9 protein-coding genes and 1 pseudogene are annotated in these 13410 nt (G+C 46.5%); 9 read left to right on the forward strand and 1 reads right to left on the reverse strand.

What is annotated here, in order from left to right:
* The first annotated feature begins 28 nt into the window (after positions 1–28).
* From ureC to ureG, 5 genes are all read left to right on the forward strand, one after another.
* Positions 29–1732 (forward strand): urease subunit alpha, encoded by a 1704-nt coding sequence (gene ureC, locus CWO13_RS18805; protein ID WP_102431885.1) that lies wholly within the window; start codon positions 29–31, stop codon positions 1730–1732.
* Positions 1733–1848: 116 nt separating this feature from the next.
* Positions 1849–2301 carry an urease accessory protein UreE gene (gene ureE, locus CWO13_RS18810; protein WP_048669212.1) on the forward strand — a complete coding sequence of 151 codons (453 nt, stop codon included), beginning with the start codon at positions 1849–1851 and terminating at the stop codon, positions 2299–2301.
* Positions 2302–2374: 73 nt separating this feature from the next.
* The gene (locus CWO13_RS18815; RefSeq protein WP_048663724.1) at positions 2375–2971 is read left to right on the forward strand and encodes a HupE/UreJ family protein; all 597 of its coding nucleotides are present in this window, start codon (positions 2375–2377) and stop codon (positions 2969–2971) included.
* Between the two features lie 42 nt (positions 2972–3013).
* Positions 3014–3694, forward strand: coding sequence for an urease accessory protein UreF (locus CWO13_RS18820; protein ID WP_108083377.1), 681 nt, complete (start codon positions 3014–3016; stop codon positions 3692–3694).
* Between the two features lie 46 nt (positions 3695–3740).
* Positions 3741–4379 carry an urease accessory protein UreG gene (gene ureG / locus CWO13_RS18825; RefSeq protein ID WP_017062498.1) on the forward strand — a complete coding sequence of 213 codons (639 nt, stop codon included), beginning with the start codon at positions 3741–3743 and terminating at the stop codon, positions 4377–4379.
* 92 nt (positions 4380–4471) lie between these two features.
* On the opposite strand, the gene xseA is transcribed toward ureG, so the two are convergent.
* Positions 4472–5818, reverse strand: a complete 1347-nt coding sequence (gene xseA, locus CWO13_RS18830) for an exodeoxyribonuclease VII large subunit (protein WP_102431889.1) — start codon at positions 5816–5818, stop codon at positions 4472–4474.
* Between the two features lie 269 nt (positions 5819–6087).
* Here xseA and guaB point away from each other — a divergent pair, with 269 nt between their 5' ends.
* The 4 genes and pseudogenes from guaB (at position 6088) to CWO13_RS18850 (ending at position 13292) form a co-directional block, all read left to right on the forward strand.
* Entirely contained in the window at positions 6088–7551 is a 1464-nt protein-coding gene (gene guaB, locus CWO13_RS18835; protein ID WP_108083378.1) for an IMP dehydrogenase, read from the forward strand.
* 377 nt (positions 7552–7928) lie between these two features.
* Positions 7929–9482, forward strand: a complete 1554-nt coding sequence (guaA, locus tag CWO13_RS18840; protein WP_019820323.1) for a glutamine-hydrolyzing GMP synthase — start codon at positions 7929–7931, stop codon at positions 9480–9482.
* A gap of 324 nt (positions 9483–9806) precedes the next feature.
* The gene (locus CWO13_RS18845) at positions 9807–11519 is read left to right on the forward strand and encodes a chitinase (RefSeq protein WP_102431890.1); all 1713 of its coding nucleotides are present in this window, start codon (positions 9807–9809) and stop codon (positions 11517–11519) included.
* Positions 11520–11741: 222 nt separating this feature from the next.
* Positions 11742–13292, forward strand: a pseudogene (locus CWO13_RS18850) (Na+/H+ antiporter NhaC family protein).
* Positions 13293–13410: the final 118 nt, after the last annotated feature.

Consider the following 13410-nt stretch of genomic DNA (forward strand, 5'->3'; position numbering starts at 1 on the left):
AAACAATGAAAATAACAAAGGATTGAACATGGCGACGATATCCAGACAGGCTTATGCCGAAATGTTTGGGCCAACAGTCGGAGACCGAGTGCGTCTTGCTGACACCGATTTATGGCTAGAAGTTGAAAAGGATTACACCGTATACGGTGACGAAGTGAAGTTCGGCGGCGGTAAAGTGATTCGTGATGGACAAGGGCAAAGTCAACGTCCAAGTGCCGAAACTCCTGATTTGGTGATCACCAATGCGATTGTTTTGGACTACTGGGGCATCGTAAAAGCCGATGTCGCTATCAAAGACGGCCGAGTTCAAGCGTTGGGTAAAGCGGGTAACCCCGATGTTCAACCGGGCGTCGATATAGTGATTGGTCCGGGCACAGAGATTTTAGCAGGTGAAGGTTCGATCCTCACGGCAGGTGGCATCGACTCACACATCCACTTTATCTGCCCACAGCAGATTGAAGAAGCGTTGGCGTCGGGTGTTACGACCATGATAGGCGGTGGCACGGGGCCAAACACCGGTACTAACGCGACCACATGTACACCGGGACCGTGGAACATGCATCGTATGTTGGAATCACTCGATCAATTCCCAATGAACTTTGGTTTACTCGGGAAAGGCAATGCTAGCCAACCGGAAGCACTGCGTGAGCAAGTGGCAGCGGGTGCTGTGGGTTTGAAGTTGCATGAAGACTGGGGAACAACACCCGCTTCAATTGATACTTGTTTGAGTGTTGCAGACGAGATGGACGTACAAGTTGCGATTCACACCGATACTCTGAACGAATCTGGTTTTGTGGAATCGACACTTGGTGCCATCGGTGATCGCGTGATTCATACCTATCACACTGAAGGTGCGGGTGGTGGTCATGCTCCTGATATTATCCGCGCGGCAGGTGAACCAAATGTTCTGCCTTCTTCGACTAACCCAACGCGACCTTATACGGTCAATACGGTCGATGAGCACTTAGACATGTTGATGGTGTGTCATCACTTGTCACCGTCAATTGCTGAAGATGTCGCGTTCGCTGAATCGCGCATTCGCCGTGAAACCATTGCCGCAGAAGATATTCTTCATGACTTAGGAGCCTTTTCGATGATCGCTTCGGATTCGCAAGCGATGGGGCGCGTAGGTGAGGTAGTAACACGTACTTGGCAAACCGCACACAAGATGAAAGTGCAGCGTGGCAACCTAAAAGAAGATTCTGACTACAGCGATAACTTCCGCCTAAGACGTTATGTCGCTAAGTACACCATTAACCCTGCGATCACGCACGGCATGGCACATGAGATCGGCTCTATCGAAGCAGGAAAGCTCGCGGATCTCGTGCTGTGGAAACCAGCTTTCTTTGGTGTGAAGCCGAGCGTGATTTTGAAAGGCGGTATGATCGCCATGGCGCCGATGGGTGACCCAAATGCTTCAATCCCAACACCTCAGCCAGTTCACTATCGCTCGATGTTTGGTAGCTACGGCAAGGCATGTCAGAACACATCAATGTTGTTTGTCTCTAAAGAAGCCAAGGCACAGAACATCGACAAACAATTGGGTCTGCAGAGCTTGATTGGTGTTGTGAGTAACTGCCGAAACATCAGCAAAGCCGACATGAAGCTCAATGATTGGATGCCAAAAATTGAGGTCGACTCTCAGACTTATCAAGTGCGTGCTGATGGTGAACTGCTGACGTGTGAGCCGGCTGAAGAACTGCCAATGGCTCAAAGATATTTTTTATTTTAATAGCTCGGCTGAAGGCTTTTATTTTAAGTCCTTTAGCTGAAGCTCGTATTTTAGCTCTTGGCTGAGGGCTCCTAATTTGAACGTTATAAATCTCACAAGGAGATTGAGGTAATAGCATGATTGAACTGACTCAACTAAATACTCAAATACAAAATGCACCGGACGGCTATTTAAGTCTGCCGATCGATAGTCGCATTAAAAGCCGTCTTAAGGTGATGCTTGATGACGGGCGCAATGCTGGATTGTTTCTACCACGCGGTCATATTTTGCGTGGTGGAGAACAATTGACTAGTGAGTGTGGCTTAACTGTCGAAGTGAAAGCGGCGCCGGAAACCGTGTCGACCGTTTACTGTGAAGACTCGCATCTGTTAACTCGTGTTGCTTATCACCTTGGTAACCGACATGTTCCGCTGCAAGTGGAAGCGGGCTGGGTTCGTTATCAACACGACCATGTTTTGGATGAAATGGTTGAAGGTTTGGGCGCGACAGTGACGACCGAAAAACAACCGTTTGAACCAGAAGGCGGCGCTTATGGCGGTCGCTCTGGTGGTCATCATCACCATCATTAATCGAGTCATTTGAGACTCATCCATTTATAGATACAACCACGATATCAATAATTATAAACGCAAGGAACTCGCGATGAACTTTAAAACAGCTGCTGGCTTTTGTACTTTCACACTGGCTTCTCTAACAACATCCACGATGGCTTTCGCTCACCCGGGGCACGGTTCGCATTCGGTTCATGAGTCTCACTCATTTATGTCTGGCTTAACTCACCCTGTGACAGGTATGGATCACCTGATTATGCTGATCGCTTTTGGTCTGTTAATTGGCGCACTGTCGTTTTCAACCAAGATAAAAGCCGCTTTGATTGGCGGTGGATTGGCTTCGTTGGTGGTTGGGCTTATCGCAGGCCAAGCCTTAGGTTTCTCTGTAATTGTTGAACCAGCCATTATCGCTTCTCTGTTCGTCGTCAGCCTTTGCCTATGGCACGTATTCTCACCATCAACCAAGCGTGTAAACAGCGTATTAGTCGCTTCTATTGCTATGTTGTTTTTCCATGGTTACGCACACGGCGTTGAAGCTGCGAGCAACCTAACTCAGTTTGCAGCAGGCATGAGCATCACTGCTTTGGCTCTTATGGTTATCGGTACATCGGTTGGACGCGCGGTTTACTCTAAATGGATGTCGGTTGGTGTGGCTTCAGCTAGCGCATTATTACTGTTAGGCGCGTAAGCTCTCGAACTTTTTCGATTCTAGAAGACTGAGGGCGCGATTATGAACACAACAGAAAATGTTGCCATCTATCGTCTGTTTCAATTGATCAGTCCGTCACTGCCGATTGGTGGATTCACATACTCGCAAGGCTTAGAGTTAGCGGTTGAAGCGGGGTGGGTAACCAATCGCGATAGTATGGAACAGTGGCTTAATACTATCGTCAGTTCCAGTGTCGCGACCTTGGAATTACCTATCTTAGAGCGCCTTTATCATGCCCTAGAAAAGGGTGAACTCGATGAAATTGAGCATTGGTGTAACTACTTGTACTCAAGCCGCGAAACCAGTGAATTGCGAGCAGAAGAAAAGCAGCGTGGGCATGCATTGAATACCTTGTTGAAGCGCTTGGATATCGATATTTCGCTGGTGGACTCTGTTGATAGTCACCCAAACCAACTGTTGGGCATGTGTATGGCGGCTCAGCATTGGGGCATTGATTTAGAAAGCCTCAAGCAAGGTTACTTATGGAGCTGGCTTGAAAATATCGTTACCGCAGGAGTCAAATTGGTGCCTTTAGGCCAAACCGACGGGCAGTTGGCACTGATTAATATCACTAACACCTTTCCCGAGGTGATTGAGAAAGCACGCACGATTGAAGATTGGATGATAGGTAGCTTTTCGCCATCAATGGCATTAGCAAGTTCACTGCACGAAACACAATACACACGACTATTTCGTTCATAGCGGTCAGCTTGAACGGTGTAGTAAAAAGAATATAAGGAAGTAGACAATGGAAAGTTATAAGCAACCACTTCGAATTGGTATTGGTGGCCCGGTAGGGTCTGGTAAAACAGCGTTGTTAGAGGTGCTATGTAAGGCGATTCGCGACAAGCTCAACATTGCGGTGGTAACCAACGACATCTACACCCAAGAAGATGCCAAGATACTCACGCGAGCAGAAGCGCTAGAACCGGATCGTATTATCGGTGTGGAAACAGGCGGCTGCCCACATACCGCGATTCGTGAAGATGCCTCGATGAATCTCGCAGCAGTCGAAGAGCTGGCTAAGCTACATAAGAACCTCGATGTGGTATTTGTAGAGAGTGGTGGCGACAACCTCAGTGCGACGTTCAGCCCTGAGTTAGCCGACCTGACTATCTACGTGATTGATGTAGCGGAAGGGGAGAAGATCCCACGTAAAGGTGGCCCGGGTATTACACGCTCTGATCTGCTGGTTATCAATAAAATCGATTTAGCACCGTATGTTGGCGCGTCACTGGAGGTGATGGAACAAGACACACAACGCATGCGTCCAACCAAGCCGTACGTATTCACCAACCTCAAAGAGAGCCAAGGGTTAGACTTCATCATCAACTTTATCGTGACGGAAGGGATGCTAACCATGAAAGAGCCTTCTACTACTGAGTAGGGTTAGAATTATTGATTTTATAAACCGTTAGAGACTAAAAAGCCCTGTCGATTATCGATAGGGCTTTTTGATTTTAAACGTTCGAGTCGAACTTAAAGCTCGCTCTTAGCGACTCTTGTGGTCACTTGCGACTCAATAACACCGTCTTCAACTTGGGTGGTGATCACTTCGCCCACTTCGACATCGTTAATCGATGATACCGTCTTGCTCGATGCTGAATGAGTAATGCTGTAGCCACGCTTTAGGGTAGCTAGTGGACTAACGGTTTCTAACTTCTCTGCAGCCATAGCGAGCTGGTGGCGAGTCGTTAGTAACGTTTTATCCATCGCATCCAATAGCTTTTGCTCTGAACGTTGTAGATGTAGCTTCTGTTCGCCAAGGCGCTTTATTGGCGAGTTCAATTGAAGCTGGTGCTGTTTACGTTCAACACGCTGTGCATGCTGCTTTAGGTATTGAGTCATACCACGACGCAAACGCATATCTAGGTCATCAAGCTGCTGACTCTGCTTTTGCAGTTGGTAGCTAGGATGTTGCTTCTCTAAGCGGTACTTCAATGTTTGAGTTGATTGCGCTTGTTTGATTAACACATGACGAATCGCACTGACTAAGCGAGCACGTTTAGACGCAAAAGCTTGTTCTTTATGGCTGTTATCACGGCTAACCAATTCAGCGGCTGCTGATGGTGTTGGAGCGCGCATATCTGCGACGAAATCGGCGATAGTGACATCAACTTCGTGGCCAACTGCACTGATAATCGGGATTTGGCTTGCAGCGATTGTGCGAGCTACGATCTCGTTATTGAAGCACCATAGGTCTTCTAACGAACCGCCGCCACGACCCACGATCAACACATCACACTCATTGCGCTCATTGGCACGCCCAATCGCCTGAGCAATCTGAATTGCCGCCTCTTCGCCTTGAACCATGGTCGGGTAAACCACAACAGGCAATGAAGGATCGCGTCTTTTCAGGACATCAAGAATATCAAACAGTGCTGCACCGGTTTTAGAGGTGATGACGCCAACGCGTTTTGGATGTTCAGGAAGAGCTTGCTTACTGGACTGAGCAAATAAGCCTTCCGCCGCCAAGTTCATCTTAAGCTTTTCAAACTCTTGCTGAAGTTTACCGTCACCCTCTGGCTGCATGCTTTCGATGATCAGTTGGTAGTCACCGCGTGGCTCATAAAGCGACAGGCGAGCTTTGACTAACACTTGATTACCGTTCTGAGGCTTAAAAGTGACTCGGCGGTTATTGCCACGAAACATGGCGCACTTAACTTGAGCGCGAGAGTCTTTAAGCGTGAGGTACCAGTGACCAGATACAGGTGCAGAGAAGTTTGATATTTCACCAACGAGCCAGACTATTCCCATTTCGTTTTCTAATAGGAGACGAACCTCTGAGTTGAGGCGAGAAACAGTAAAGATGTTTGGATTAGTCATAGAAGCACTATCTTTCCTTGAAGGAAGGTCTTTCTTGGAATCTCACAGGGCGTGAGTATGGAAGATAGCGGCAATATAATACATAGCAAGGGGGTAAATGCAAATTAAAAATACAAAAATGTGTAGCCAAGCGATTTCGTTGGCCGTATAATCCGTCCGCAATATCTAATCCAAATGCAGTTTGATTTTCCTTAATTGGCTGCCCTCATTAGGCGAAACGATGAGATTGGATTGTTTCTTTTTACTCCTATTATTGTGAGATATTGCAAATGCTAAGAATTGCCAAAGAAGCGCTGACATTCGACGACGTACTGCTAGTGCCAGCACACTCCACCGTTCTCCCTAATACAGCTGATCTTCGCACTCAGCTGACGAAGAATATTTCCCTAAACATCCCAATGATCTCTGCATCGATGGATACTGTGACAGAAGCTCGCCTAGCGATTGCACTGGCACAAGAAGGCGGAATAGGCTTCATTCATAAGAACATGTCTATTGAACAGCAAGCTGAAATGGTTCGCCAGGTTAAAATTTACGAAGCAGGTGTGGTTTCTCACCCAGTAACTGTAAACCCTGACGCGACAATCGCTGATGTTGTAGCCCTAACTGAAAAACACGGCTTTGCCGGTTTCCCTGTTGTTACTGAAACAAACGAATTGGTTGGTATTATTACTGGCCGTGACGTTCGCTTTGTTACTGACCTTTCTAAGAAAGTTGATGTAGTAATGACGCCTAAAGCTCGCCTTGCTTCTGTTAAAGAAGGTGCAACTCGTGAAGAAGTTCAAGAGAAAATGCATGAAGCGCGTGTTGAAAAAGTTCTTGTTGTAAATGATGACTTCCAACTAACTGGAATGATCACTGCAAAAGATTTCCACAAAGCAGAACGTAAACCAAACGCTTGTAAAGATGAGCGCGGCAGCCTACGTGTAGGTGCAGCTGTTGGTGCTGGTGCTGGTAACGAAGAGCGCGTTGCTGCTCTAGTTGAAGCTGGCGTAGACGTTCTACTTATCGACTCTTCACACGGTCACTCTGAAGGCGTACTTAACCGTATCCGCGAAACTCGCGCTGCATACCCTGATCTACAAATCATCGGTGGTAACGTAGCAACTGGCGCTGGCGCTCGTGCTCTTATCGAAGCTGGTGTTAGTGCGGTTAAAGTAGGTATCGGCCCTGGTTCAATCTGTACGACTCGTATCGTTACTGGTGTTGGTGTTCCTCAAGTGACAGCAATCGCAGATGCAGCTGAAGTCGCTAACGAATACGGTATTCCAGTAATCGCAGATGGCGGTATCCGCTTCTCTGGCGATATCTGTAAAGCTATCGTTGCTGGCGCATCTTGTGTGATGGTTGGTTCAATGTTCGCTGGTACTGAAGAAGCTCCAGGTGAAGTTATCCTTTACAACGGTCGTTCTTACAAGTCTTACCGTGGTATGGGTTCTCTTGGCGCTATGTCTCAAGGTTCTTCTGACCGTTACTTCCAATCTGACAACGCTGCAGACAAGCTTGTTCCAGAAGGTATTGAAGGTCGTATCGCATACAAAGGTCGTCTAAAAGAGATCGTTCACCAACAGATGGGCGGTCTACGCTCAAGCATGGGCCTTACGGGTTCTGCAACTATTGAAGACATGCGTACTAAAGCTGAGTTTGTTCGTATCTCTGGTGCGGGCATGAAAGAATCTCACGTACACGATGTTCAAATCACGAAAGAAGCACCTAACTACCGTTTAGGTTAATAATACGTCCAAACGTTTGAATAATGTGCTGATTGAGTCGGCACATTAATATACCAACCGTAGTAAATAACTGGTCATCCTAGCTTGTTAAAAACCTCGATAACTTCGTTAGAATTTTTGATTGTGGAATAACTACTTATCAGAACTCTTTGTTGAATAGACAGCCTTGTTCTCAAGCTTTTTTCCAGCGCTACTACTGAACACTTACTTACTGTGATTGGTATTATATCTACCGCCTGTTTTGCTGAAATTCTGATTTTCTCAAAACACGAGGTTACAGATAACCAACGAAAACGTTTGCTTTATTTCTTGAAGAGTTAATCAGAGGTGAGTAAACTCGCCTCCGTTTTATCACATAGCCAATAAGACTGCTTACAATGACTAAAAATATTCATGACCAACGTATTCTAATTCTAGACTTCGGTTCTCAATACACACAGCTAGTAGCTCGTCGTATTCGTGAGATCGGTGTTTACTGTGAACTTTGGAGCTGGGACGTAGAAGAAGCGGATATTCGTGAATTCAATCCAGACGGCATCATCCTATCTGGTGGCCCTGAAAGTGTAACGGAAGAGAACTCTCCACGTGCACCTCAGTACGTATTTGATTCAGGTGTTCCTGTATTCGGTATCTGCTACGGCATGCAAACTATGGCTGAGCAACTTGGCGGTAAAGTAGCAACGTCTACTGAGCGCGAGTTCGGCTACGCAGCGGTACAAGTGACTGGTGAATCTGCACTTTTCGCAGACCTTGAGTCTACTCAAGATGTTTGGATGAGCCACGGCGATAAAGTGGTTGAGATCCCAGCTGATTTCACAAAGATCGCTGAAACAGACACTTGTCCATACGCTGCAATGGCAAACGAAGAGAAGAAGTACTACGGCGTACAATTCCACCCAGAAGTAACACACACTAAGAACGGCCTAAAAATGCTAGAGAACTTCGTTCTTAACGCATGTGGTTGTGAAGGTCTGTGGACTTCAGCTTCAATCATTGAAGATGCAGTTGCACGTATTAAAGAACAAGTAGGTGACGACGAAGTTATCCTTGGTCTTTCTGGTGGTGTTGATTCATCTGTAGTTGCAATGCTTGCTCACCGCGCTATCGGCGACAAACTAACATGTGTATTTGTAGATAACGGCCTTCTTCGTTTGAACGAAGCTGAGCAGGTTATGGAGATGTTCGGCAACAAGTTTGGTCTAAACATCATCAAAGTAGATGCTGAGCAACGCTTCCTTGACGCTCTTGAAGGCGAAGCTGAACCAGAAGCTAAGCGTAAGATCATCGGTCACGTATTCGTAGATATCTTCGATGAAGAGTCTAAGAAACTGAAGAATGCTAAATGGCTTGCTCAAGGTACTATCTACCCAGACGTAATCGAGTCTGCTGCATCTAAGACAGGTAAAGCACACGTAATCAAATCTCACCACAACGTTGGTGGTCTTCCTGATGATATGGAAATGGGCCTTGTTGAGCCTCTACGTGAGCTATTCAAAGATGAAGTACGTAAGATCGGTCTAGAGCTTGGTCTTCCATACAACATGCTTTACCGCCACCCATTCCCAGGTCCAGGTCTAGGTGTTCGTGTACTTGGCGAAGTGAAGAAAGAGTACTGTGATTTACTGCGTCGTGCTGATGCAATCTTCATTGAAGAGCTTCACGCTGCTGACCTTTACCACAAAGTATCTCAAGCATTCACGGTATTCCTACCAGTACGTTCAGTTGGCGTAATGGGCGATGGCCGTAAGTACGATTGGGTTGTATCTCTACGTGCTGTAGAAACTATCGACTTCATGACTGCTCACTGGGCACACCTACCATACGACTTCCTAGGTAAGGTTTCTAACCGTATTATCAACGAAGTTAACGGCATTTCACGTGTTGTTTACGATATTTCTGGTAAGCCACCGGCAACTATCGAGTGGGAATAATCTCTTAGAGATTTAACCAGCGTTGATTAAGATCTTAAGCCTCGAACTCAGTTCGGGGCTTTTTTCTTTTCGATTCATTATATTGACTCATAGCATTAAAGGCTTATGAGCCATACCTAGAAATCAAATGAACAATGCCTAGAAACCAAATGAGTTGGAAACTAGATATCAGCTCAAGAAACTATGAGACGCTTTGTTGTGTTGAGCTATATATCAAAAATATCACTCGCACTTTTTATAAATTCACACAGCAACAGCTAGGCCATTTCTCACGCGCCGCATACTCTTTGATGGACTTATTAAGGACAGATAAGAGAATCCATCATGTTAAAAATCAAATATTTGGCGACAGTACTGGGCTGCACCTTGGCAGCGCAAAGTCATGCGTCTTTGAACATTCAACCTGATCCGCAAAACCCGAATGGTTACCTTGTTGAAAAGTCGGCATTACAAGCTGCTGAACAAGCAAAAACATCCGATCCTATGTATGCGATCTGGTCACAAGCATTACAAACTCGTTCGAACACCATCGTTGAAGCGATTGAACCCGGTTCCCCATCTAACCCTGAAAACGTAAAGCGGGTTGAGCGTGTGTTCCCTCAATCTGAATGGGATTTCCTTACTCAGATGGCGGCGCCAGAATACACTTACACTCGTTTCTTACGTGCGATTGGTAAATTCCCTGCGTTCTGTGGAGAGTACACTGATGGCCGTGATTCTGATGCTATCTGTAAGAAATCCATCATCACCGCTTTTGCTCACTTCTCTCAAGAGACAGGCGGTCACATCGCGATAGACAACACCTCAGATAACCCATTAGCTCTAGAAGAGTGGCAGCAAGCGCTGGTACATGTTCGTGAAATGGGCTGGTCAGAAGGTCAAGAAGGCTACACCACTGGTTGTGGTCAGAACGATTGGCAAAATGCTCGCTGGCCATGTGCCGCGGGGCAGGGCTACTTCGGTCGTGGTGCTAAACAGCTTTCTTACCACTTTAACTACGGTGCTTTCTCTGAGGTGATGTTTGATGGTGACGCGACAGTGCTTCTCAACAATCCGGGCTTGGTAGCGGACTCTTGGTTGAACTTAGCGTCAGCTATCTGGTTTTTCTTAACACCACAAGCACCTAAGCCTGCCATGTTGCATGTCATTGACCGTACATGGACACCATCTCAACGTGAACTGGATGCTGGTATTGGTTATGGGTTTGGTACCACAATCAACGTGATCAACGGTGGTATTGAGTGTGGTGAACAGAATAAAGACAAGGGCCAACCAGTTAACCGTATTCGTTACTGGGAAGGGTTAGCGGCTCACTATGAAATTCCTGTAGAAGCGGATGAAGCCAATACCTGTTGGCAGCAAACACCTTACGGAAGCTTGAACCTCAACGGCGCGACTGATGTGTTGTACACCAACTGGGATGGCAACTGGAAATACTACGCAGATCGCCCAGAAGGGTATTCATTTGAGTGCGAGTTGGTTGGTTTCCAAACTGCTTATTCCGCGCTGGTGGCGGGCGATTACGAGAAGTGTGTGACCAATTTCTATGGCTCTCATGCAAGCTGGCCGGAAGTGAAAGTGGTCGATAAGCTTGATCCGGTAGACCCAGGTACTGATCCCGGTGGTAATGGTTGGAGTGCGACTAAGGTTTACAATGCGGGCGACCAAGTGACTCACAACGGCGCAACCTATGAAGCGAAATGGTGGACACAAGGGGATGACCCTGCCAATGGTGGCCCTTGGAAATTGGTTGCTGGAGAGCCAACACCGCCGGTTGTTACTGATCCAACTCCTGTTGATCCTGTGCCTGTCGATCCTGCTCCGGTAGACCCAACACCAGTTGAACCGCCAGTTACCGAGCCACCTGTCGTTGTTGACCCATCTGTGTTTATCACATGGCAAGCTGGCGTTAGCCAAGTGAGTAATGGCGATAAAGTGACGCATAACGGTAAGTGCTTCGTGGCTAAAAACGGCCCTGGTGTCTGGGAAAGCCCAGTTCAATCGAATTGGTTCTGGGATGAAATCAGCTGTCAATAATTACTCAGCTAATTAAGTACCTCAACTGACGAATCAAAGCCGAAAGTGATTGCTTTCGGCTTTTGCGTTTCTGCTCTGCGTTCCTCGATTATCTAACGCAAAACTTCTTAGCTGAATGCTAATTTTCCATTTAGAGAATAAAGTCCTGTACAAATGCCGAGTGTGAATTTATATTCACTTTTAAATTATACTTATTCTTTATTTTAGGGTTAAGGTTTACCTATGGAACAGACAGATATCACGTCACTCATCCCCATTGTGATTACTTTGGTGTTGTCGTTGGCGACAAGGAATGTAGTGATTGGCCTTTTTGCTGGCGTACTCAGTGGTGTAGCTATGCTCACCGGAATGTTTAGTGAACTAAATCCTCTTGATACCTTTGGAACCATGGTCAAAGGCTACCTAGTACCACAGCTTACGGATAGCTACAACGCAGGTGTGATTATGCTGTTGGTGTTCATCGGTGGTTTTGTCGCTTTGATGGAAAAGTCCGGTGGCGGCGTCGCGTTTGCAAAGCGAGTGACTCAGTGGGTAAGCAATAAATGCCAAGCTCAATTGTCAGCATGGCTGGGTGGAATCGTTATATTTTTCTCAGACTTAGGTACTCCGCTAATTGTTGGCCCTGTTTTTCGTCCTCTTTTCGATAAACTAAAACTTTCAAGACAGAAGCTAGCATTCATCATCGATTCTACGTCATCACCAGTCGCAATCCTTATCCCTTTTATCGGCTGGGGTGTTTACATCATGAGTCTGATTCAAAAAGAGTTTACGGCTTTGAATGTCAACATGTCTGACTGGGATGCCTTCATCGGTGCGATTCCTTTCCAGTTCTACGCATTTCTCGCGATTTTCATCGTTCCGCTCGTGTCCGTTAAAGGTTTAGACTTTGGACCAATGGCAAAAGCCGAGCGTGATTGCCAAGCGGGGATTAACTCTGGCGTGAATAACGAATCACTCAATGCGTTCTCGCATAAAAATGCAAAGGCTTCTTTTGTCTAGGCACCATTGTTAGTGATGTTGGTGGTGTTGTGCGCCATGTTGGTTCCACAAGGCTTCCCATTCCAAAAGGTCGCAGGCTCATCATTCAGAGCAGCATTATCTTCGGCTTATTTCTTTGCCGCGATTACCTTGATCTCGCTGATGGCTTACTACGGCGTGAGAAAACTGTCGGATGGCGTTTCTGTGTACCTAAAAGGCATGGGAAACATGATGCCAGTGGCAATAATCTTGGTACTGGCTTGGGCGTTAAGTACTGTCGGTAAAGAGTTAGGAGCAGCGGCTTATATTGCTGAACAAGCACAGAGTGGCTTTCCATACTGGTTAGTACCTGCGGTCGCTTTCTTGCTGTCGGCTATCATCTCATTCGCTACGGGCTCTTCTTGGGGAACCTTCGCGATAATGATGCCATTGGTTATTCCAACCGCGATTGCAATAGATGCTCCGCTACTCGTCGCAATTGGTGCCGTGTTATCGGGTGGCTTGTTTGGTGATCACTGCTCACCGATCTCTGAAACCACGATTCTTTCTTCAACAGGTGCCGGGTGTGACCAGTTTGAGCACTTTAAGACACAACTGCCTTATGCATTGATGAACGGTTCTATCGCTTTAGTGAGCTTTATCGTGGCTGGCTTTACTGGTAGCTCGTTGGTTGTGTTAGGTGCGCTTGTCGCTCAATTGATTATCGTTACGTTGTTAGCCAAGCGCGATGCGAGTAAAAACGCTTCTTCAGACGTTCAATCTCAAGTGTCAGAGTCTAAACAACAACAAGCGTAATTTAATATGTCTAAGTAGAGACGAGATTTAATGGACAGATACGGGATGCGAGTAATCGAGTAACGAAAAGCTAGCTCTCTATTGTCTAAGTTTGATGCTAAGGGTTCTCGCTTACTCA

The organism is Vibrio sp. ZF 223 (genome assembly GCF_003050585.1).
Lineage (GTDB): Bacteria > Pseudomonadota > Gammaproteobacteria > Enterobacterales > Vibrionaceae > Vibrio > Vibrio crassostreae.

Coding starts and splice junctions, on each gene's coding strand:
- CWO13_RS18815 (WP_048663724.1), top strand. CDS start 2,375: ATGAACTTTAAAACAGCTGCTGGCTTTTGTACTTTCACACTGGCTTCT.
- CWO13_RS18845 (WP_102431890.1), top strand. CDS start 9,807: ATGTTAAAAATCAAATATTTGGCGACAGTACTGGGCTGCACCTTGGCA.
- xseA (WP_102431889.1), bottom strand. CDS start 5,818: ATGACTAATCCAAACATCTTTACTGTTTCTCGCCTCAACTCAGAGGTT.
- ureC (WP_102431885.1), top strand. CDS start 29: ATGGCGACGATATCCAGACAGGCTTATGCCGAAATGTTTGGGCCAACA.
- ureE (WP_048669212.1), top strand. CDS start 1,849: ATGATTGAACTGACTCAACTAAATACTCAAATACAAAATGCACCGGAC.
- CWO13_RS18820 (WP_108083377.1), top strand. CDS start 3,014: ATGAACACAACAGAAAATGTTGCCATCTATCGTCTGTTTCAATTGATC.
- ureG (WP_017062498.1), top strand. CDS start 3,741: ATGGAAAGTTATAAGCAACCACTTCGAATTGGTATTGGTGGCCCGGTA.
- guaB (WP_108083378.1), top strand. CDS start 6,088: ATGCTAAGAATTGCCAAAGAAGCGCTGACATTCGACGACGTACTGCTA.
- guaA (WP_019820323.1), top strand. CDS start 7,929: ATGACTAAAAATATTCATGACCAACGTATTCTAATTCTAGACTTCGGT.